The 19,883-nt window shown below is 71.7% G+C and carries 16 protein-coding genes; 10 read left to right on the forward strand and 6 right to left on the reverse strand.

Annotated features, from left to right (window positions below; all coding sequences use genetic code 11):
• Window positions 1-478: 478 nt before the first annotated feature.
• A complete protein-coding gene (locus ACMXN5_RS21300) occupies window positions 479-1,366 on the reverse strand; it encodes a helix-turn-helix transcriptional regulator (protein ID WP_439676557.1) in 888 nt (295 codons plus the stop codon).
• Window positions 1,363-2,229, reverse strand: coding sequence for a DUF4097 family beta strand repeat-containing protein (locus ACMXN5_RS21305; RefSeq protein ID WP_395787707.1), 867 nt, complete (start codon window positions 2,227-2,229; stop codon window positions 1,363-1,365). Before ACMXN5_RS21305 ends, ACMXN5_RS21300 begins: the two co-directional genes overlap by 4 nt.
• Before the next feature lie 203 nt (window positions 2,230-2,432).
• On the opposite strand from ACMXN5_RS21305, the gene ACMXN5_RS21310 reads away from it, so the two are divergent.
• Window positions 2,433-3,320, forward strand: coding sequence for a DUF4184 family protein (locus ACMXN5_RS21310; protein ID WP_439676558.1), 888 nt, complete (start codon window positions 2,433-2,435; stop codon window positions 3,318-3,320).
• A 9-nt stretch (window positions 3,321-3,329) separates the two neighbouring features.
• Here ACMXN5_RS21310 and ACMXN5_RS21315 read toward each other — a convergent pair whose 3' ends face one another.
• The 4 genes from ACMXN5_RS21315 to ACMXN5_RS21330 form a co-directional block, all read right to left on the reverse strand.
• Window positions 3,330-3,512, reverse strand: a complete 183-nt coding sequence (locus tag ACMXN5_RS21315) for a DUF6104 family protein (RefSeq protein ID WP_078979233.1) — start codon at window positions 3,510-3,512, stop codon at window positions 3,330-3,332.
• A 111-nt stretch (window positions 3,513-3,623) separates the two neighbouring features.
• A complete protein-coding gene (locus ACMXN5_RS21320; protein ID WP_439676559.1) occupies window positions 3,624-7,442 on the reverse strand; it encodes a multifunctional oxoglutarate decarboxylase/oxoglutarate dehydrogenase thiamine pyrophosphate-binding subunit/dihydrolipoyllysine-residue succinyltransferase subunit in 3,819 nt (1,272 codons plus the stop codon).
• Between the two features lie 239 nt (window positions 7,443-7,681).
• Window positions 7,682-8,719 carry a HAMP domain-containing sensor histidine kinase gene (locus ACMXN5_RS21325; RefSeq protein WP_439676560.1) on the reverse strand — a complete coding sequence of 346 codons (1,038 nt, stop codon included), beginning with the start codon at window positions 8,717-8,719 and terminating at the stop codon, window positions 7,682-7,684.
• Window positions 8,720-8,739: 20 nt separating this feature from the next.
• Complete coding sequence (locus ACMXN5_RS21330) at window positions 8,740-9,450, reverse strand: response regulator transcription factor (protein ID WP_078975482.1); 711 nt, start codon at window positions 9,448-9,450, stop codon at window positions 8,740-8,742.
• Window positions 9,451-9,765: 315 nt separating this feature from the next.
• On the opposite strand from ACMXN5_RS21330, the gene ACMXN5_RS21335 reads away from it, so the two are divergent.
• From ACMXN5_RS21335 to ACMXN5_RS21375, 9 genes are all read left to right on the forward strand, one after another.
• Window positions 9,766-10,659 (forward strand): phosphatase PAP2 family protein, encoded by an 894-nt coding sequence (locus ACMXN5_RS21335; protein WP_439676561.1) that lies wholly within the window; start codon window positions 9,766-9,768, stop codon window positions 10,657-10,659.
• A gap of 265 nt (window positions 10,660-10,924) precedes the next feature.
• Window positions 10,925-12,463, forward strand: a complete 1,539-nt coding sequence (locus ACMXN5_RS21340) for an MFS transporter (protein ID WP_439676562.1) — start codon at window positions 10,925-10,927, stop codon at window positions 12,461-12,463.
• Window positions 12,464-12,526: 63 nt separating this feature from the next.
• Window positions 12,527-13,345 carry an enoyl-CoA hydratase/isomerase family protein gene (locus tag ACMXN5_RS21345; RefSeq protein WP_439678048.1) on the forward strand — a complete coding sequence of 273 codons (819 nt, stop codon included), beginning with the start codon at window positions 12,527-12,529 and terminating at the stop codon, window positions 13,343-13,345.
• A gap of 134 nt (window positions 13,346-13,479) precedes the next feature.
• The gene (locus ACMXN5_RS21350) at window positions 13,480-14,679 is read left to right on the forward strand and encodes a PucR family transcriptional regulator (protein ID WP_439676563.1); all 1,200 of its coding nucleotides are present in this window, start codon (window positions 13,480-13,482) and stop codon (window positions 14,677-14,679) included.
• A gap of 162 nt (window positions 14,680-14,841) precedes the next feature.
• On the forward strand, window positions 14,842-15,651 hold the full coding sequence (locus ACMXN5_RS21355) for an ABC transporter ATP-binding protein (RefSeq protein WP_439676564.1): 810 nt from the start codon (window positions 14,842-14,844) through the stop codon (window positions 15,649-15,651).
• Complete coding sequence (locus ACMXN5_RS21360) at window positions 15,648-16,514, forward strand: ABC transporter ATP-binding protein (protein WP_439676565.1); 867 nt, start codon at window positions 15,648-15,650, stop codon at window positions 16,512-16,514. Before ACMXN5_RS21355 ends, ACMXN5_RS21360 begins: the two co-directional genes overlap by 4 nt.
• Window positions 16,511-17,401: a branched-chain amino acid ABC transporter permease gene (locus tag ACMXN5_RS21365; RefSeq protein WP_439676566.1), complete on the forward strand. Its 891-nt coding sequence runs from the start codon at window positions 16,511-16,513 to the stop codon at window positions 17,399-17,401. Before ACMXN5_RS21360 ends, ACMXN5_RS21365 begins: the two co-directional genes overlap by 4 nt.
• A gap of 37 nt (window positions 17,402-17,438) precedes the next feature.
• Complete coding sequence (locus ACMXN5_RS21370) at window positions 17,439-18,611, forward strand: branched-chain amino acid ABC transporter permease (protein WP_439678049.1); 1,173 nt, start codon at window positions 17,439-17,441, stop codon at window positions 18,609-18,611.
• 4 nt (window positions 18,612-18,615) lie between these two features.
• On the forward strand, window positions 18,616-19,878 hold the full coding sequence (locus tag ACMXN5_RS21375) for an ABC transporter substrate-binding protein (RefSeq protein ID WP_439676567.1): 1,263 nt from the start codon (window positions 18,616-18,618) through the stop codon (window positions 19,876-19,878).
• Window positions 19,879-19,883: the final 5 nt, after the last annotated feature.

Below are 19,883 nucleotides of genomic sequence, written 5' to 3' on the forward strand. Positions count from 1 at the left end.
CCGACTCGCCGGCCGACCCGGTCGGCGCGTCAGCGCCCCCGACCCGGTCCGCCCGCGTGATCGACGCGCGAAGCGCGGAGAGCGGCGGAGCCGCGAGTTTTGGGTCGGGTGGCCCGGAGCGAAGCGGAGGGACACCCGACCCCGAGCGAGGGGCCGCTTTTTTCTCGGAGGAGCGAAGCGGGGGAGAGAGAAAAGCGGCCCCTCGCGAGCCGGCGCGAAGCGCCCGACAAGCAGCAACGCCGCCGACACGACTCCGCCGCCCCGCCTCGCTCACATCGCGATCCCGGCCTTGCTCCGGTGCACCAAGCCACCCCAGCGCCCCGCAGCCCCACCGCGCCCACCTCACGGCCTCGCCGGCCCGCCCCGCCCCGGCCCCGCCCGCCCCGAACCCCCGCCCTGGCTGTCCACGCGACCGACGCGTGCGGCGCGTGCGTGGCTCGGCCCGTGGGTGTGCGTGTGTGGTGCGGCCCCGGGTCGTCTACTCGATGGGGGCTTCGGGGTCTTTTTGTGGCTTGTCGGAGGGGTGTGGGGGATCGAAGACCTTTTTCAGGTCCTTGATCGCCGTCTTGATGATGGTGCGGGCTTCGGTCAGTTGGTCCTGGGTTACGCCGGCTCGGTGGGCCCAGGGGGATACCTCTGTGCGGATGGAGTCGATGATGGCCTCCAGGTCGAGGCCGCCCTCCGGGTCGCGGGTCGGGCGGTCGGTTTCCTTGGACCAGGCGTCGGTGGCTCGGGCTCGGGCGGAGGTGGGTTCCGGATCGGCGCCGAAACGGCGGCGGAGTTCGCGTTCCAGGTCGAACAGGCCGGGTTTGGCGGCCAGGTCGACCAGGTTGTGGGCCAGGCCCTCGGCGAGGTCGGCCATGCGCTGGGAGAACATCGGTTCCCAGGAGCGGCGGCCGGCCCTGTGGGAGTCGGACCAGTCGTCGGTGTCCGGGTCCTCGGCCGCCGCCTCCGGTTCGACGGCGGGGCGCGGGGACTTGCGGACCTCGCGGGCCGCGCGGCCCAGTTCCTCCCGCAGGTTTTGCGCCGACGTGCGCACCTCGTCCCGGATCTCCCGGGCCCGCTCGTAGACCGACTCGCGGATCTGCGCCTCCAACTGGGTCAACTCCTCCTGGCGGGCCGCCAGATCGGCGCGGCCGGCGTCAGTGATCCGGTAGACCTTCCGGCCGCCCTCGACGTCGTGCTCGACCAGGCCCTCCTGCTCCAGCTTGGCCAGGCGCGGGTAGACGGTGCCCGCGGAGGGCGAGTAGAGGCCCAGGAAGCGGTCGTGGAGCAGGCGGATGACCTCGTAGCCGTGACGGGGGCTCTCGTCGAGCAGCTTCAGCAGGTAGAGCCGTAGCCGGCCGTGGCCGAAGACGGGGTTCATGCGCTCACCTTTCCCTCCGGCGCGCGGCGCAGCAGCGTCACGTCGCCCGATACCGAGTTGATCCGCAACCGGCCCGAGCCCTCGCCGAGCTTGCCCGTCACGTGGCTCGCGCCGAATTTGGCGCTCGTGGTCAGCTCGTCGAAGACCGAGTCGACGGAGCCGGCCGCGGTCCGCACGTCCACGCGCATGTCGCCGCGGTGCGGCAGGCGCACGGTCAACTCGCCGGATACCGTGGTCAGTTGCACGTGGCTGCGGCCGACCTCGTCCAGGTCCAGGGTCATCGACCCGGAGACCGAGTTGGCCCGCACCCGGCCGCCGGTGCCCTCGATCACGGTGAGCGAGCCGGCCACCGTCACCACCCCGAGGTCGCCGGCCAGCGATTCGGCGTCGACCGATCCGGAGATCGTGTTCGCGTCGACCGTGCCGGTCAGCCCGACCAGGGTCACGTCGCCGCCGATGCTGCGCACCGTGGTGGTGCCGTGCATCCCGGACACGGTCGCGTGCGCGGACACCACGCCGATCTCGACCGTGCAGTCCCACGGCACGGCCAGCGAGACCTCGGCGTGCCGCCGACCGAGCGCGCGCCCCTCGGTCACGAACGCGCGCAGGTCGGAGCGTTTGCCGGCGTTCTGGAACCGGTCCATCAGGTGCTTGGCCGTCAGGTCCGGGTAGGAGACGACGAGTTCGCCGCTCACCTCGTCGTGGGTCACCTGCAGCGGCGGACCCTCGACGGCGTGCACCTCCAGGCGCGGTGGGCCGTCGGTGCCCACGACGTCGACCAGCCCGCCGATGGTGCGCACTCGCAGCACCCGCACGGTGTCGAGTGTGAGGTCTTGCGGTCCCTCGATCATCCATCGGGACATGGACCCTCCCCTTGGGGTCGGTGTGCCGGACGCGATGTGCCGGACGCGATATATCGCGAAGCTCTGCTACTCACGATATATCGCGTGTCCCACAGGTCAAGGGAACCATCCGGTCTGCTTTCGGCGTTCTTCGATGCCGACGGACCTTGCCCCGCCGCGCGGCCCGCGCGGCGGGCCCGCATCGCATCCCGGGGGCGCCACGCATGCCATTCACGCTCAGCCACATCGCCGCGGTGTTGCCGCTGCAGGGGGCGACCCGCACCGGCACCACGGTCGGCGCCGGGGCGGGTCGACACGGCCCGCTGATCGCCTCGGCGCTCGCCTTCGGCGCGATGGCCCCGGACGTGATCCTGTTCGTGAACCTGGACTTCCTGCCGATGCGTGCCGACCGCCGGGCCACCCACGAGGTGTGGCCCGGGGTGCTGGGCCTGAACATCGTGCTCACCGCGCTGCTCGTGCTTGCGTTCCACCTGCTTGCGCGGCCACTGCTCGTACTGCTTCCGGACCGGATCCGGGCGGCCCTGGAGGAGCCGCTGCGCCCGCGCGTGCCGGGCCGGTGGTACGTCGCCGCACGGGCCCGACGGCCGTTCCTGCGGGAAATGCTCGGGGTGTGCGCGTGGTTCGTGGTCTCCGCCGTGCTGGGCGGGCTCTCACACCTGGCCTGGGACGCCTGGACGCACCACGACGACCCGGGGGTGGCACACGTACTGCCCGAGCTGCGCCGGGAGTTCCTGGGCCTGCGGCCGGGCTACGTGCTGCTCCAGCACATCAGCACGGTGGTCGGGCTCGTCGCCTGCTCGGTGTGGACGTGGCGCTGGATCGGCCGCCTGCCGCAACGCCCCGTCACGGGCCCCCGCATGCCCGTGGCGGGGCGCTGGGCGGTGCTGGGCGCCCTGGTGCTGGTCGGTGCGATCGGGGCGGCCAGGGCGCTGCTGCCGTTCCCCGACGGGCGGGTACCGGCCTTCGAGGTGCTCGGCTTCGACGCCGCGACCGGATTCGGCCGCGGCCTCGCCGTCGGACTGGTGCTCTACGCCCTCGGCTGGGCCGCGTGGCACACCCGCGCGCCGCGCCGCGCCGACACCGGGACCTGACCGAGCCCGCTACTCGTCGTCGTCCTCGTCGTCCAGCCGCGCCAGCCAGGTCGCCAACCGCTCGACGGGCGTCTCGAACTCGGGATTGAGGTCCACGAACGTGCGCAGCTGCTCGGCGAGCCAGGCCAGGGACACCTCCTCCTCGCCGCGCCGCTTCTCCAGCTCCTCGATGCCACGGTCCGTGAAGTACATGCTCTCCGACTCCGATATGTGTGCGGGATCCACCGCCGAACGCGGCTCCGCCCCGGCGCGCATCGTACGTGCGCCGGGGCGGAGCCGGTGAATCGACCTACGAGCCGTGGATCAGCTCATCGCTTCCTCGACCAGACCCTGCTGCTCGGCCTCGTGCCGCTTGGCCGAACCGACCGCCGGCGACGAGGACGACGGACGCGCGATCCGCCGCGGCGCCGGGAGGCCGTACTCGACCAGGTTGAGCGCGATGAACGGCCACGCGCCCTGGTTGGTCGGCTCCTCCTGGGCCCAGACCAGCTCCAGGTCCTTGCCGTAGCGGTCGAGGCCGTAGCGCTCCAGCTCCGCCTTCAGCTCGGCCACCGGCAGCGGGTAGAGCCGCTCCACGCGGACCAGCGCGACGTCGTCGCGGCCCGCCTTGGCCCGGCCCGCAGCCAGGTCGTAGTGGAACTTGCCGGAGGACATGACCACGCGCTTGACCTTGGCCGGGTCCACCGTGGTGTCCCCGATCACCGGCCGGAACTGCCCGGTGGTGAACTCCTCGATCTTCGACGCGGCGGCCTTCAGGCGCAGCATCGACTTCGGGGTGAACACCACGAGCGGCTTGTGGTGCGGGTTGAGCGCCTGCCAGCGCAACAGGTGGAAGTAGTTGCTCGGCAGGGTCGGCGCGGCCACCGTCATGTTGTTCTGCGCGCACATCTGCAGGTAGCGCTCGATGCGCGCGGACGAGTGGTCCGGGCCCTGGCCCTCGTAGCCGTGCGGAAGCAGCAGGACCACACCGGAGTGCTGGTGCCACTTCTGCTCGGCGGAGGAGATGAACTCGTCCATGATCGACTGCGCGCCGTTGGCGAAGTCGCCGAACTGCGCCTCCCACAACACCAGCGACTGCGGCCGGGCCAGCGAGTAGCCGTACTCGAAGCCCATCGCGGCGAACTCGCTGAGCAGCGAGTCGTACACGGTGAACTTGGCCTGGTCCTCGGACAGGTGCGCGAGCGGGGTGTACTCGGCGCCCGAGGTGCGGTCCACCAGGACCGAGTGCCGCTGGCCGAAGGTGCCGCGCCGGCTGTCCTGACCGGCGAGGCGCACCGGGCGACCCTCCATCAGGAGCGAACCGAACGCCAGCGTCTCGCCCATCGCCCAGTCGATCGTGCCGTCCTCGACCATCGCCGCCCGACGCTGCAACTGCGGCTGCAGGCGCGGGTGTACGGCGAAGTCCTCGGGCAGCGAGACCTGCGACTCGACGATCCGCTTGACCGTCTCGTGCGCGATGCCGGTCGGGTCGATCCGCGGGAAGGCGATGTCGGCCGCCGGGGCGGCCGGGGCCACCTGCGGGGCCTGCGGCGCGGTGGCCTGCCGGACCTCGGAGAAGACCTTCTCCAGCTGGTCCTGGTAGTCCTTGAGCGCCTGCTCGGCCTCCTCCACCGTGATGTCGCCACGACCGATCAGGGCCTCGGTGTAGAGCTTGCGCACCGAACGCTTCTTGTCGATCAGGTCGTACATCAGCGGCTGGGTGAACGACGGGTTGTCGGCCTCGTTGTGACCCCGGCGCCGGTAGCAGATGAGGTCGATCACCACGTCCTTGTGGAACGTCTGTCGGTACTCGAACGCGAGCTGCGCGATCCGCACGCACTGCTCGGGGTCGTCACCGTTGACGTGGAAGATCGGCGCCTCGATCATCCGCGCGACGTCGGTCGCGTAGATGGACGAGCGGGACGCGGCCGGGGAGGCGGTGAAGCCGACCTGGTTGTTGATTACCACGTGGATCGTGCCGCCGGTGCGGTAGCCCCGCAGCTGCGACATGTTGAGCGTCTCGGCGACCACGCCCTGACCCGCGAACGCGGCGTCGCCGTGCAGCAGGAGCGGCAGGACCGGGAAGTCGGCGCCCTCCATGTCGATGATGTCCTGCTTGGCGCGCACGACGCCCTCCAGGACCGGGTCGACCGCCTCCAGGTGCGAGGGGTTCGCCACCAGGGAGACCTTGACCTGGGCGCCGTCCTCGGAGGAGAACGTGCCCTCGGCGCCGAGGTGGTACTTCACGTCGCCCGAGCCGTGCATCGACTTGGGGTCGATGTTGCCCTCGAACTCGCGGAAGACCTGCGCGTAGGACTTGCCGACGATGTTGGTCAGCACGTTCAGCCGGCCGCGGTGCGCCATGCCGATCGCGACCTCGTCCAGGCCGTCCTCGGCCGCCGCCGAGATGATCGCGTCGAGCAGCGGGATGGTGGTCTCGCCGCCCTCCAGGGAGAAGCGCTTCTGGCCGACGTACTTGGTGGCCAGGAAGGTCTCGAACGCCTCCGCCGCGTTCAGCCGGCGCAGGATGCGCAGCTGGTCCTCGCGGTCCGGCTTGGCGTGCGGCACCTCCACCCGCTCCTGGATCCAGCGGCGCTGGTCCGGGTCCTGGATGTGCATGTATTCGATGCCGACGGTGCGGCAGTAGGTGTCCCGCAGCACGCCCAGCACGTCGCGCAGCGTCATCAGCGACTGCCCCGCGAAGCCGCCGACCGCGAACTCGCGCTCCAAGTCCCACAACGTCAGCCCGTGCTCGACCACGTCGAGGTCCGGGTGCCGGCGCTGCTTGTACTCCAGCGGGTCGGTGTCGGCCATCAGGTGGCCGCGGACCCGGTAGGAGTGGATCAGCTCCTGCACACGTGCCGTCTTGTTGACGTCGTCCTCGTGTGTCGCGGAGATGTCCTGCACCCAGCGCACGGGTTCGTACGGGATGCGCAGCGAACGGAAGATCTCCTCGAAGAAGCAGTCCTCGCCGAGCAGCAGCTGGTTCATCCGACGCAGGAACTCGCCCGACTGGGCGCCCTGGATGATGCGGTGGTCGTAGGTGCTGGTCAGCGTGAGTGTCTTGCTGACCGCGAGGCGGGAGAGGGTGTCCGCGGACGCCCCCGCGAACTCCGCCGGGTAGTCCATCGCGCCCACGCCGACGATCGTGCCCTGACCGGGCATCAGGCGCGGCACCGAGTGCACGGTGCCGATGCCGCCCGGGTTGGTCAGCGAGATCGTCACTCCGGCGAAGTCGTCCACCGTGAGCTTGTTCGACCGGGCCCGCCGGACGATGTCCTCGTACGCCTGCCAGAAGGCGAAGAAGTCCATCTCGTCGGCCTTCTTGATGGCCGCCACCACGAGCTGGCGGTCACCGTTGGCCTTCGTCAGGTCGATCGCGAGACCGAGGTTGACGTGGGCCGGCTTGACCAGGAAGGGCTTGCCGTCACGCTCTTCGTACGCGTGGTTCATCGACGGCATCGACTTCGCCGCCTGGACCAGCGCGTAGCCGATGAGGTGGGTGAACGAGACCTTGCCACCGCGAGCACGCTTGAGGTGGTTGTTGATCACGATCCGGTTGTCGATCAGTAGCTTGGCCGGTACGGCCCGCACGCTGGTCGCGGTCGGAATAGTGAGCGACGAGTCCATGTTGATCGCGACACGTGCCGCCGGGCCCTTGAGCTGGACGGCCTCGGGGGACGCGGTGGGCTGCTTCGGCGCGGCGGGCGCCTTGGCGACCGGCGGCTTGGCCGGCGCCGCGGGGGCGGCCTTCGCGGGCGCGGGCTGGGCCGGAGTGCCGGCCGGGATCGGAGTCGGCGAAGGCGCCGCGTCCTGTACACCGGTCGTCATCATCGGGTGGCTCGGGGCCGGGGCCGGAGTCGTCGTCCCCGTCGCGGTCGACGAAATCGCCGCCGACACCGCGGGTTGCGCCGTGCTCGGCGCGGGGATGCTTCCAGAGTTGTTCGTGGTACCGCTCACTGGTGTGGGGCCGCTCGGGCTTGCCACGGTGGCTTGACCGGCGGACGTCGACGACGTCGACGGCTCGCTGGGCTTGTAATCGGCGAAGAAGTCCCACCAAGCACGATCCACCGAGTTGGGATCTTGCAAATATTGCTGGTAAATCTCGTCGACGAGCCACTCGTTGGGGCCGAAGCTGGCCATCGGGTTGCTAGGGGACTGTGACGACACGGCGGCAACCGCCCTCTTCCGCTTCCTGGGGTGGTGGACAGCGGGAAACAAGGCTACGCCCTTTGACCGGTGTCGCGCAGGCCCCTCGGCCTCCGCGTCGCGTAGATCACAAACGGTTGACTGTTTAGTCGCGTTTGTTGCTTCCCGCCGTATTGGTGGTCACGGAACGTCATGTCGGGATCGTCCCGTGCAGTTAGTGGCCGATCACCCGATTACGTCGGGTCACCGGGCAGGAGCACTCGGATTCGGCACCCATGGCTCGATTCGGCTACGGAAATATCACCCCCATGCAGATCCACGGCCCAGCGGGCGATCGCCAGCCCGAGTCCGGTTCCCCCGTCGGTGGACGAACTTCCGCCGCCGCGGGTGAACCGTTCGAACACCCGGCCGCGCTCGGCGGACGGAATTCCCGGACCCTCGTCCAGGACCTCCAGGCGCAGGCTGCCGATGCCGTCGTCGCGTCGTGCGTGCAGACTCACCGTGCCACCGAACGGGCTGTGCCGGCAGGCGTTGGCCACCAGATTGGTAACAACCTGATGCAGCCGCTCGGGGTCGGCCCGTGCGGTCAGCTCCGCCGGCTGGACGTCGACCTCGAAGCGAACGTCGCCGCCCAGCGCCCCGGTCTCCTGGGTGAGCGCGACCAGGAAGGGCCGTACGGCGAATTCGCGCGCCTGGAGCGGGACCGCCCCCGAATCCAGTCGGGAAAGGTCGAGAAGTTGTGACACGAGTCGGCCCAATCGCGCGGTCTGGGTGAGCGCGAGGCCCAGCGTGTCGGGATCGGGTTTCTGCACGCCGTCCACGAGGTTCTCCAGCACCGCGTGCAGGGCGGAGATGGGCGTGCGCAACTCGTGCGAGACGTTGGCGACCAGCTCGCGGCGGTGTCGGTCCACCGCCTCCAGGTCGGCCGCCATGTGGTTGAACGCGCCGGCGAGCCGGCCCACCTCGTCGCGCGAGGTGGCGCGTACCCGGCGCGAGTAGTCGCCGCGCGCCATCGCCTGCGCGGCGGCGGTCATTTCGCGCAGCGGCGAGGTCATCCCGTGCGCGAGCACGAGGGTGACCGCCAGGCAGGCCAGCGAGGTGAACACGAGCATGTACCGAAACCGCACCTCGGCCCGCAGCCCCAGGATGATCAGCAGCGTCGAGACGAAGACGGACGCGATCACCAGCACGCCCAGCTTGGCCTTGATCGAGCGCAATCGATCCAGCGGCCGCAGGTTGCCGCGGCCGAGCCGCAGGCGGCGCGACCGCACGGGGCGGAGGTCGGCGGTGTTCAGGACGGTGCCTCCAGCGCGTAGCCCACACCGTGGACGGTGCGGATCCACTCGGCGCCGAGTTTACGGCGCAACGCCTTCACATGGCTGTCCACTGTGCGCGTCCCGGACGCGTCCACCCAGTCCCACACCTCGGCCAACAACTGCTCGCGCGAGAGCACCGCCCGCGGTCGTGAGGCGAGGCAGACCAGCAGGTCGAACTCGGTCGGGGTCAGGTGCACCTCGTCGACGCCGAGCCGGACCCGGCGCTGGGTGCGGTCGATCCGCAGCACGCCCAACTGGAGCGCGGCCTCGGGGGAGACCGCCCGGGCCGCGGCCTCGGCCCGCTCCAGCCGGCGCAGCAGCACGTGCACCCGGGCCACCAGCTCGCGCATCGAGAACGGTTTGGTCATGTAGTCGTCGGCGCCCACCGCCAGGCCGACGAGCAGATCGGTCTCGTCGTCACGCGCGGTCAGCATGAGCACCGGCAGCCCCGGGTGCAGCGCCTGGAGCCGGCGACACACCTCCAGGCCGTCGAGGCCGGGCAACATCACGTCGAGCACGACCAGATCGGGACGGGTGCCGGCGGCCGTGGTCAGCGCCGAGGGACCGTCGGGCGCGGTGATCGCGCCGAACCCCTCCGCCCGGAGCCGGGCGGCCACCGCGTCGGCGATCATGGGCTCGTCCTCGACCACGAGTACGAGCCGCTTTTCCCCCGTCGCGTCGGTCATACCCGCAGCCTACGTACCGTCGGCGGGCGGTGTGCGCGAGTTGGCCGGGCTCGCCCGAACCGGGGAGACCCCCTACGACGTCCAGAGGAGAAGGGGCCGGGACAAGGTACCGAGGTACCCCCCGCGAGCCGGCCCCGATTGGTACTTCAGGGGGAGGATCGGTCTAACCTGATCCGTCTACCCTGGCTGAAGCGTTGCCGCCGGACAACGCACCCCTCGATCCGCCGCGCGGATCCGGGGAGTGGTCCACGACCCGGGTGGTGACGGATCCGATCGAATCGGCCGACCGACGGCTCAACCGACAGCTTGGGGGACGTGGTGAAGGGCAACGTCACGGAGGATCCCTCCCACGAGGTCGAGGGGCGCGAGCAGTCGCCGCCGACCACGCAGGCGGGGTCGGTGGCGAAGGCCGGCGGGGCGACGACGGTTTTGGACGAGGCGGCCGCGGCCAAGGCCCGCCGGATGCGCACGATCAAGGACGCGGCCCGCGAGCTGCTGCTGGTCGCGCTGCTGTTCGGGGTGTACAAGCTCGGTCGCGGGCTGGCCTCGGGCGAGACGTCCACCGCCTTCTCGAACGCGAAGCAGCTGCTGACCATGCAGCAGGACCTGCGACTGCCCGACGAGGCGTCGATCCAGCACTGGTTCATGCAGTCGCACGCGGCCATCACGTTCTGCAACAAGTACTACGCCTACGTGCACTTCCCGGCGACCGTCGGGTTCCTGCTGTGGTTGTGGATCCGCCATCGCGAGCACTACAAGTGGGTGCGCAACATCCTGGCGATGATGACCGGCGCCGCGCTGATCATCCACATCCTGGTGCCGCTGGCGCCGCCGCGGAAGATGCCGGGCTTCACCGACACGGGGATGGACGCGGGCGACTCGCCGTACGCCGGTGCCGGCGCCAAGATCGCCAACCAGTTCGCCGCGATGCCGTCGCTGCACGTGGGCTGGGCGGTGGTGGTCGCGCTCGGGGTGGCCTCGGTCTGGCGCGCGGCCGGGACCGGTCGCAAGATCGCGAGCTGGGCGATGTGGCTGCATCCGGCGATCACGCTGCTCGTGGTCGTGGTGACCGCGAACCACTACTGGATGGACGCCGTGGTCGCGGTGCTGCTGATGATCTTCGCGATGGCCGTACTGCCCGGGCCGGATCGTGAACCGCGGCGCGAAAGAACGCCGCGCGCGATCCCGGCGCCGCGGATAGCCCGCTAGGCCCTGTCCGGCGGATCTTGGCGGGGCCGCGCCGCCCGGCACCGCGCCTCGCCACACCGGAGAAACAGCCGAATGGAACCACTATGCGGCTGCTTCTCCGGCACGCCGATGCACGGCACCGGACGACGCGGCCTGATCCACCAGGATTCGCCGGACAGGACCTAGCTCGTACCGCTCCCGGTTCAAGGGCGGGGTCGATCGGCCGTTCGGCGCAGGACCCGGGTGCGGCGGCTTTCGGCGGAGCGTCGAGGGGCATGATGCTCGGGTGTCCGTCTCCCTCCCCTCCGGGGGCATCCGCGCCAAGACTCCCGCCGGTCGATGGGTGTTGCTCGCCACCGTGCTCGGCTCCGGCATGGCGATGCTCGACTCGACCGTCGTCAACGTGGCGCTGCCGAGCATCGGACGCTCCTTCGACGCCTCGCTCGCGGCGCTGCAGTGGACGGTCAACGCGTACACGCTCACCCTGGCCGGGCTGATCCTGCTCGGCGGCGCGCTGGGCGATCGCTACGGGCGGCGTCGCGTGTTCGTGATCGGGGTGGCCTGGTTCGCGCTGGCCTCGCTGCTGTGCGGGATCGCGCCGAACGTCGAGACGCTGATCGCCGCCCGCGCGCTCCAGGGCATCGGCGGCGCGCTGCTGACCCCCGGCTCGCTGGCGATCATCCAGGCCACGTTCCACGCCGACGACCGGGCCCGGGCGGTGGGCACCTGGTCGGGGCTCGGCGGCGTGGCGAGCGCGATCGGGCCGTTTCTGGGCGGCTGGCTGGTGGACGCGGTCAGTTGGCGATGGGTTTTCCTGATCAATCTGCCGTTGGCGGTGGTGACCATCGTGGTGGCGCTGCGCACCGTCCCGGAGACCTTCGATCCGCAACCGCGCGGCCGGTTCGACGTGAGCGGCGCGGCGCTCGCCGCGCTGGCCCTGGCGGGGGTGACGTGGGCCCTGGTGGAGGTGCAGACCAACCCGACCTCGGCGGTGCTCGCGGCCGCGGCCGGGGTGGTGGCGGGTGTGGCGTTCGTCCTGGTGGAGAAGCGCTCGCGCGAGCCCATGCTGCCGCTGGACATCTTCCGGATCCGGCTGTTCACCTCGGTCAACGTGGTGACGTTGTTCGTCTACGGCGCGCTGGGCGCGTTCATGCTGCTCCTGGTGCTCGAATTGCAGACGGTGGCGGGCTATTCGGCGCAGGAGGCCGGTCTGGCGCTGTTGCCGGTCACCGTGGTGATGCTGTTCCTGTCCGCCCGGTCGGGCGATCTGGCCCGGCGGATCGGGCCGCGGTGGCAGTTGTCCGTGGGGCCGCTGGTGTGCGCGGGCGGACTGCTGACGCTGCTGCGGGTCGGTCCGCACTCGTCCTATGCCACCGACGTGCTGCCCGGGGTGGTGGTGTTCGGTCTGGGCCTGGCGATCCTGGTCGCGCCGCTGACCGCGACCGTGTTGGCCTCGGTCGACGTCGCTCGGGCGGGCATCGCGAGCGGGGTCAACAACGCGGCGGCCCGGGCGGCGGGACTGCTCGCGGTGGCCGGTCTGCCGGCGCTGGTCGGGTTGTCCGGTGACGGCTACCGGGACCCGGATGTGGTGGACACCGGCTTCGGCCGCGCGTTGTGGATCTGCGCGGCGCTGCTTGTGGTCGGCTCGGCGGTGGCCTGGTTCACCGTGCCGAGCGGGGCGCTGGCCGCGACCGAGCCGGACGTCCCGGGTGGGCGCGCCGCGCCGTGTGTGCGGGTCGGCTGCGACATGGCGGGGCCGCCGCTGGATCCGGGGCACGAGCGGGTACCGGGGGGCGTGCCGGGGCGGGGCCGGCCGGCACCGTAGCGTGGCCTCGCGACGTGGGTCGGCGGCGCGGGTCGGCGCGGGAGAGGCGGCGGGATGGGCACCATGGACACCGGGGTCGACGGGCTCGTGGTCGAGGCGGAGGGCCCGATCGCCACGCTGCGGATCGATCGCCCGCACGCGCGCGGGGCGCTGACCGCGGCGATGTGGGCGGCGCTGCCGGGCACCCTGGCCGCGCTCGACGCCGACCCCGAGGTGAGCGTGCTGGTGCTGACCGGCAGCGGCGGGGTGTTCTCGGCGGGCGCCGACATCCGCGAGCTGCGCGGGCACTACGCCACGGCCGAGGCGGCGGACGCCTACCACGCGCTGAACTCGGCCGCGGAGCGGGCGCTGGCCGGCTTCGGGAAGCCGACGATCGCCTTCGTCCAGGGCCCGTGCGTGGGCGGCGGATGCCAGCTCGCCGCCGCCTGCGACCTGCGCTTCGCGGACACCACGGCCCGGTTCGGGGTGACGCCCGCCAAGCTCGGCATCGTCTACGACGCGGGGTCTACCGCGCGGCTGGCCCGCCTTGTGGGCGTGTCCACGGCCAAGTACCTGTTGTTCTCCGCCGAGTTGATCGACGCGGCGCACGCGCTGCGGGTGGGTCTGGTGGACGGGGTGTTCGGGCCGGAGGAGGCGCACAAGAGTGTGTACGACCTCGCCCGCACGATCGCCTCGCGCTCGCAGCTGACGGTACGCGCCGCCAAGGACCTGTTGGCGATGGACCTTTCCGGTGTCCCGGGCGCGGATCCGGGGGCCGACGGCGACCCGGTCGAGGCCTGGCGCGAGCGGTGGGAGCGGGAGTCGCGCGGCTCGGCCGACGTCCGCGAGGGGTTGGCGGCCTTCACCGAGCGCCGCGCGCCGCGCTTCGCCTGGAAGGGCTGAGGCGCGGGGGGCCCGCCCTCCGTCTCCGGCACATCACAGCTCGGCGGCGGCCCGTTCGTCCCCTGCCTGTCGGGCGTTTCGATCTGCCACTGTTGCCCCGGACGGCGTCCTTTGACCTTGTGGGGTGGGGTTCCATGGTCGATGCGGAGGGGTCCGACGGGCCGAAACACAGCGCGCTGCTGCGGCGGGCGGCACGGGCCCTGCCGGGACGGTTGCCGGAGCTGACCGATCGGCTCGTGGCGGAGTTGCAGGAGCTCGAACCCGCCTATGTGGCGGGCGGGGTGCCGCCGGACGAGTTGTGGCAGAGCACGCACGAGGCGCTTCGGGTCGCGGTCGGCGCGCTCGCGGTCTGGCCGCGCGAACTGGAGGGCAGCCGCTGGGCGTCGGGGCGCCTGGCCCGGCGGCGGGCCGAGCAGGGGGTGCCGCTGGAGGCGCTGCTGCACGCCTACCGGCTCGGCGGGGTGATGTTGTGGCAGACGCTCGTAGAGGTCGCGGCGGAGCAGGAGCCGGACGAGGTACGGCTGTTGGTACACGTGGCCACCGACGTGTGGAACTTCGTCGACCGGCACGCGAGCGCGATCGCCGACGAGTACCGGCGGGTCCAGAGCGAGCTGACCAACCGTCACGACGAGCGGGTGCACGCCCTGTTGGACACGCTCCTGGACGGCCGGGCGCCGGAGGCGGACCTCGCCGCGGCGGCGGGGGTGTTGGACCTGCCCGAGAGGGGCCGCTACGCCGTGGTCGCGGTGCGCCATCCGCTGCCCGGCACCGGCGTGCACGACGCGCCTCGGCGGGCCGCGCCGAACGGGGTGCGGGTGGTCTGGCGGGCGCGCGCGGAGGGGGAGTTCGCGGTGGTCCTGCTCGGCACCTCGGGGTTGGACGAGATTGCCGAAACGTTCGGCCCGGTGGCCGGGTCGCGGACCGGGATCAGCCCGATCGTGGACGGGTTGGCCGCGTTGGGGCGGGCCCGGCGGCTCGCCGAGATCGCGCTGCGCACGTGTACCGCCGACGGTGAGTGCGCGCGCCTGGACGAGCGGTTGCCCGCCGCCCTGGTGGCCTCGCAGCCCGATCTGGCGCGGGATCTGGCGGCCCGGGTGCTCGGGCCGATCCTGGCCCTGGACGCGGTGGACCGGGACCTGCTGCTCGGCACGTTCGGTGCCTGGCTCGACTCGGGCGGCTCGGCGGTGCGCGCGGGCCGGCGGTTGTTCTGCCATCGCAACACCGTGCTCAATCGGCTGCGTCGGATGGAACAGCTGACCGGGCGCGAACTGGGCCTGCCGCGCGACCTGGTGGAGTTGGCGTTGGCCCTGGACGCGCATCGACTGAGCGCCTGAGGAGGGGCCCGGGACACCGTGTGCCGCGCGGTCCGGGCTGTGCCGCTGCACAAGGCGTGCGCCGCCGCGTTGGTCGGCTGCCCCGACCTCGCGGGCGGATCTGGACTCCGTGCACCCCCCGTGCTGTGATCGCGGTCACTCCAACAGCGGGGGAGGGGTGCGGTGGAACCGGGAGCGCTCCTCGTCGAGGGCCTGGAGGTCGTCTACGGCCGGTCCGTCCGGGCCCTGCGCGGCGTCTGCCTCGACGTGCCCGGCAGCGGCGTGGTGGCCGTGCTCGGCGCGAACGGGGCGGGCAAGAGCACCCTCCTGCGGGCCGTGTCGGGCACGCTGCCCCTGCATCGGGGCACGATCGCCGGCGGCTCCATCCACTACGACGGCTTCCGGCTCGGCGGCCGCGACCCGGCCGCGATCGTGCGCGCCGGGGTGGTGCAGGTCCCGGAGGGGCGGCGGGTGTTCGCCAACCTGACGGTGGCCGAGAACCTGCGCGCGGGCACGCTGGGCCGGCGCGGGCGGGCGGCGCGGATGCGTGCCGAACACGACCGGGTGCTCGACCTGTTCCCGGTCCTCGCCGAGCGGCGCGAGCAGCGCGCCGGCCTGCTCTCCGGCGGCGAGCAGCAGATGTTGGCGATCGGCCGGGCGCTGATGGCCGCACCGCGCCTGCTGCTCCTGGACGAACCCTCGCTCGGCCTCGCGCCGCGCATGGTGGGTCGGATCGCGGGGGTGATCCGGGAGATCGCCGCCCGGGGCACGGCCGTGCTGCTGGTCGAGCAGAACGCGACGATCGCCCTCGACCTGGCCGAGAAGGCGTACGTGCTCGACGTCGGCGAGGTGCGGCTGGCCGGTGCGTCGGCCGACCTCGCCCGCACCGACGAGGTGCGCCGGTTGTACCTGGGCGAGGCGGTGGAGACGGAGGGCGCACCCGCACCGGTCCGGACCGCTCCGCCCCGGGAGCTCGGACGGTGGACCGGATGAGCGGCGCGGCGACACCGGACGTGCCCGAGCTGACGCTGCGCGCGGTGACCGTACGCTTCGCCGGCCTGCTCGCGCTGGACGCGGTCGGCTTCACCGTCGCGCCGGGCACGATCCACGCGGTCATCGGCCCGAACGGCGCGGGCAAGTCGACCTGCTTCAACGTGCTTTCCGGGGTGTACCGGGCCGAGCGCGGCAGCGTGCGGCTCGGCGCGCACGACCTGACCCGGCTGCCTCCGCACCGGATCGCCGGTCTCGGCCTCGCCCGTACGTTCCAGAACATCGTGCTCACCCGGGGCACGGTCGCGGACAACCTGATGCTCGGCCGGCACGTGCTGACCCGCTCCGGCTTCGCGGCCACCGCCCTGCGCCTGCCGAGGATGGTCCGCGAGCAGCGCCGGCATCGCGAACGTGCCCGGGAGATCGCCGAGTTCATGCACCTGGGCGCGGTCTTCGACAGCTCCGTCGCGCTGTTGCCGTACGGCATGCGCAAGCGGGTGGAGATGGCCCGCGCGTTGTGCATGGAACCCAGGGTGTTGCTGCTCGACGAACCGGTGGCCGGGATGAACGCCGAGGAGCGGGCACAGACCTCGGACACGATCGCCTCGATCCGGGACTCGCTCGGCATCTCGATCGTGCTGGTCGAGCACGACATGGGGCTGGTGATGCGGATCGCCGATGCGGTGACCGTGCTCGACTTCGGCCGGCGGATCGCGAGCGGCACACCGGCCGAGGTGCGGCGCGACCCCGCGGTGATCCGCGCCTACCTCGGCGCGGGGGACGAGGGCGAAGACGGTGGCGGGGGCGGCGAGCACGACCCGGGCGGCGACGGCGGCCGGAGCGAGAGCCACGAGGAGTCCCGATGACCAAACTCGCCGAGATCGTCCTCAACGGCTTCGCGCTCGGATCGGTCTACGCGCTGATCGCGCTCGGCTTCGTGGTGATCTTCAAGGCGTCGGGCGTGATCAACTTCGCGCACGCGTCGCTGCTGCTGCTCGGCGGGTTCACCGTGGCCAAGCTGCACGACGGCCTCGGCTTCACCCTCGCGCTGCTCGTCGCGGTGGCGGTGACGGCCGCGGTGGCGGGCCTGGTCGAGATGCTGTTCATCCGTGGCCTGGGCCGCACCGAGGTGCACACCCTGACCATCCTGACCATCGGCGTGGACATCCTGCTGACCACCGAACTCACCCGCCGGATCGGCTCCGACGTGCTGAGCCTGGGCGATCCGTGGCAGGCGGGCGTGCGGGACTGGGGCGGTGTGCACATCGCCGACGCGCGGATCGCCTGCGTCGTGGTGGCCGTGCTGCTGATCGGCGCGTTCTTCGCGGCGTTCCGCCTTACCGCCTGGGGGTTGTCGATGCGCGCGGCGGCCGAGGACCGGGAGGCGGCGGCGCTGATGGGAGTGCGGCTCGGGCGGGTGCAGTTGATCGCGTGGTGTGTGGCGGGCGCGCTGGCCGCGGTCGCGGCGGTGTTCCTGGCCGCGTTCCCGTCCGCGGGCCTGGACCGGTCCACCGGGCAGATCGCGCTCGCCGCGTTCCCGGCGGCGATCCTGGGCGGCATGGACTCGGCCGCCGGGGCCCTGCTCGGCAGCCTGCTGGTGGGGCTGACCTCGGCGCTGACGGCGGGCTATCAGAGCGATCTGAGCTGGCTCGGCGCCAACCTCGGCGATGTCGCCCCCTATGTCGTGATGTTGCTCGTGTTGATCTGGCGGCCGACCGGCCTGCTCGGCTCGAAGGAGCGTGCCCGTGTCTGAGCGCCTGTCCGCGCCGGAGAGCCGGGCCGCAGAATCGATTCCGGCCCGACACGCCGCGGCGGCCCGCCCGGGGCCGCGCCGATGGTTCGGGCCCGGCGCGGTGGTCGTGGTCGTCGGAGTGCTGCTGGTGCTGCCGTTCTATGTGACCGCGTTCTGGTTGCAGACCGGCCTGTTCGCGATGGCCGCCGCGATCGGTGCGATCGGGCTCAACCTGCTGTCCGGCACCACCGGCCAACTCTCCCTCGGGCATGCCTTCTTCCTGGCCTTCGGTGCCTACGGCTACGTCTGGCTCGCGGGCGACTCGGGTCGGGTGGGGGTGCACCACCTGAGCGGCGCGGGTCTGCCACCGCTGCTCGCGCTGGTCCTCGCGGTGCTGCTGACCGGTGTGGTCGGCGGCCTGTTCGGCCCGATCTCCGGGCGGCTGCGCGGGATGTACCTCGGCGTCGCCACGCTGGCCCTGGTGTTCATCGGACACCACGTCATGCTCAACGCGACGTCGGTGACCGGCGGCTTCAACGGGCGTTCGGTGCCCTCGATGGGGGTCGGCGACCTCACCCTCACCGACGGCCGGCCGGACGGCCTGGAGGTGCTCGGCATTCCCTTCGGTCGGCTCGAACGGTTGTGGTACTTCGCGCTGATCCTGGTCCTGGTCGCCGCGCTGACCGCGCGCAACCTGCTGCGCGGGCGGCCCGGACGGGCGTTGGGCGCGGTCCGGGACAGCGAGATCGCGGCCGCGGTGATGGGGGTCGCGCCGGCCCGGTACCGCTCCGCCGCGTTCGTGGTGTCGTCGATGTACGCGGGTCTCGCGGGCGCGCTGATCGCGCTGATCTTCAACCGGGTGGTGCCGGACTACTTCGGCCTCGCGCTGTCCATCGACTACCTCGCGATGATCGTGATCGGCGGCCTCGGTTCGGTCACCGGCGCCGTGGTGGGCGCGGCGTTCGTGACGATGTTGCCGCAGGTGCTGAGCAAGTACGCGGACACGCTGCCGCTCGTGGTGGCGCCCGGCAGCCCGGAGTCGGGGGTGGGGCCGGGCGAAGCCGCGCGCTACCTGTACGGCGCGGCGATCGTGCTGGTCCTGCTGTTCGCCCCGGGCGGCCTGGTCGGCCTGCTGCGCGGTCGGGCGGGCGGTGGCCCCGGCGGGCGCGGCGAAGGACTCGGACGACTCGGACGTACCCAGGGCTCCATCCGTATCGGCTCCAAGGAGTAGCACCGTGAGGCTTCGGAACGGCGTGCGTGTGGGGGCGGCGCTCGCGGCGCTCGTGCTGGCGGCGACGGCGTGCAGCACCAAGGGCGACGACGACAAGAAGGACAAGCAGTCGGGTGGGGTCAAGTCCGGCCCCGGGGTCACCGATACGACGATCACGCTCGGCGCGCTGACCGATCTGTCCGGTCCCTACGCGCCGTTGGGCAAGAGCATTGTCAACGCCCAGCAGTTGTACGTGGACGAGATCAACGCGCAGGGCGGGATCTGCGGACGCAAGTTGGCGATCACCGTGCGCGACCACGGCTACGACGTGCAGAAGGCGGTGGCCGCCTACACCGAGATCAAGGGCGGCGTCGCGGGCTTTCCGCAGGTGATCGGCTCGGCCGTGGTCACCGCGTTGCAGGACAGCCTGAAACAGGACCGGATCCTGACCTTCCCGCAGGCCTGGCCGGCGACCCTGCTGAACCGGTCGGAGATCCAGATCGTCGGCACCACCTACGACATCGACATGATCAACGGGATGGACTTCCTGGTCCAGGCGGCGCAGCTGAAGTCCGGGGACAGGGTCGGGCACGTCTACTTCGAGGGCGAGTACGGCGAAAACGCGCTGGCGGGCGCGAAGTTCGCGGGCGGCAAGCTCGGCGTGCAGATCGTCGAGCAGAAGATCAAGGCCACCGACACCGACCTCACCGCGCAGATCGCCGCACTGCGCGGCGCGGGCGTCAAGGCGATCCTGATCAGCGCCGGGCCGACGCAGACCGCGACCCTGGTCGGCTTCGGCGCGGTGGCCGGGCTGCGGGTGCCGGTGCTCACCAGCGCGCCGGGCTTCCACCCGCAGGTGATGGCGAGCGCGGCGGCCGGGGCGCTGGAGCAACTGTTGTACGTGGTGAGCGCGGCGCCGGCGATCGGCGCGGACATCCCGGCGGTGAAGAAGCTCGCCGCCGACTACAAGGCGAAGTATCCGGACGGGACCCTGGACCAGGGGGTGATCTCCGGGTACAACGCGATGAAGATCTTCGGCGAGGATCTGAAGGCGGCGTGCGCGGCGAAGGACCTGTCGCACGCCGGGATCATCGCCGCGCACCGGCAGCAGAAGCAGATGGACACCGGCCTCGGCACGCCCGAGGACTTCTCCGACGTGACCAAGCCGGCCACCTACAAGTCGTACATCCTCAAGCCGAGCAAGGCCGCGCCGGGCAACCTGGTGGTGGCCAAGGACGCGTACGAGGTGCCGGCGGCGCGGGAGTACAAGTTGCCGGCGGCGGGGTAGCGGCC

The organism is Embleya australiensis, from assembly GCF_051903075.1.
Lineage (GTDB): Bacteria > Actinomycetota > Actinomycetes > Streptomycetales > Streptomycetaceae > Embleya.

Bases quoted from the DNA above. Each gene is read 5' to 3' on its own strand.
- ACMXN5_RS21310 (WP_439676558.1), top strand. From the start codon at position 2,433: ATGCCATTCACGCTCAGCCACATCGCCGCGGTGTTGCCGCTGCAGGGG.
- ACMXN5_RS21360 (WP_439676565.1), top strand. From the start codon at position 15,648: ATGAGCGGCGCGGCGACACCGGACGTGCCCGAGCTGACGCTGCGCGCG.
- ACMXN5_RS21350 (WP_439676563.1), top strand. From the start codon at position 13,480: ATGGTCGATGCGGAGGGGTCCGACGGGCCGAAACACAGCGCGCTGCTG.
- ACMXN5_RS21345 (WP_439678048.1), top strand. From the start codon at position 12,527: ATGGACACCGGGGTCGACGGGCTCGTGGTCGAGGCGGAGGGCCCGATC.
- ACMXN5_RS21330 (WP_078975482.1), bottom strand. From the start codon at position 9,450: ATGACCGACGCGACGGGGGAAAAGCGGCTCGTACTCGTGGTCGAGGAC.
- ACMXN5_RS21365 (WP_439676566.1), top strand. From the start codon at position 16,511: ATGACCAAACTCGCCGAGATCGTCCTCAACGGCTTCGCGCTCGGATCG.
- ACMXN5_RS21315 (WP_078979233.1), bottom strand. From the start codon at position 3,512: ATGTACTTCACGGACCGTGGCATCGAGGAGCTGGAGAAGCGGCGCGGC.
- ACMXN5_RS21300 (WP_439676557.1), bottom strand. From the start codon at position 1,366: ATGAACCCCGTCTTCGGCCACGGCCGGCTACGGCTCTACCTGCTGAAG.
- ACMXN5_RS21320 (WP_439676559.1), bottom strand. From the start codon at position 7,442: ATGGCCAGCTTCGGCCCCAACGAGTGGCTCGTCGACGAGATTTACCAG.
- ACMXN5_RS21305 (WP_395787707.1), bottom strand. From the start codon at position 2,229: ATGTCCCGATGGATGATCGAGGGACCGCAAGACCTCACACTCGACACC.